Origin of the sequence: Acinetobacter sp. OYA S30, from assembly GCF_033599315.1 — a bacterium.
Classification (GTDB): domain Bacteria; phylum Pseudomonadota; class Gammaproteobacteria; order Pseudomonadales; family Moraxellaceae; genus Acinetobacter; species Acinetobacter baumannii.
In genome coordinates, this window is record NZ_JAWVAV010000132.1 from 1 (window position 1) to 910 (window position 910).

1 rRNA gene is annotated in these 910 nt (G+C 52.4%); it reads right to left on the reverse strand.

Annotated elements, in window-relative coordinates:
- Positions 1–899 (reverse strand): 16S ribosomal RNA (locus R5R67_RS19465); the annotation flags it as partial.
- Between the last annotated feature and the right edge of the window lie 11 nt (positions 900–910).

Genomic DNA, 910 nt, shown 5'->3' on the forward strand with positions numbered 1-910 from the left:
GTCTTGCGACCGTACTCCCCAGGCGGTCTACTTATCGCGTTAGCTGCGCCACTAAAGCCTCAAAGGCCCCAACGGCTAGTAGACATCGTTTACGGCATGGACTACCAGGGTATCTAATCCTGTTTGCTCCCCATGCTTTCGTACCTCAGCGTCAGTATTAGGCCAGATGGCTGCCTTCGCCATCGGTATTCCTCCAGATCTCTACGCATTTCACCGCTACACCTGGAATTCTACCATCCTCTCCCATACTCTAGCTCACCAGTATCGAATGCAATTCCCAAGTTAAGCTCGGGGATTTCACATCCGACTTAATAAGCCGCCTACGCACGCTTTACGCCCAGTAAATCCGATTAACGCTCGCACCCTCTGTATTACCGCGGCTGCTGGCACAGAGTTAGCCGGTGCTTATTCTGCGAGTAACGTCCACTATCTCTAGGTATTAACTAAAGTAGCCTCCTCCTCGCTTAAAGTGCTTTACAACCATAAGGCCTTCTTCACACACGCGGCATGGCTGGATCAGGGTTCCCCCCATTGTCCAATATTCCCCACTGCTGCCTCCCGTAGGAGTCTGGGCCGTGTCTCAGTCCCAGTGTGGCGGATCATCCTCTCAGACCCGCTACAGATCGTCGCCTTGGTAGGCCTTTACCCCACCAACTAGCTAATCCGACTTAGGCTCATCTATTAGCGCAAGGTCCGAAGATCCCCTGCTTTCTCCCGTAGGACGTATGCGGTATTAGCATCCCTTTCGAGATGTTGTCCCCCACTAATAGGCAGATTCCTAAGCATTACTCACCCGTCCGCCGCTAGGTCCAGTAGCAAGCTACCTTCCCCCGCTCGACTTGCATGTGTTAAGCCTGCCGCCAGCGTTCAATCTGAGCCATGATCAAACTCTTCAGTTAAAATCATTTTG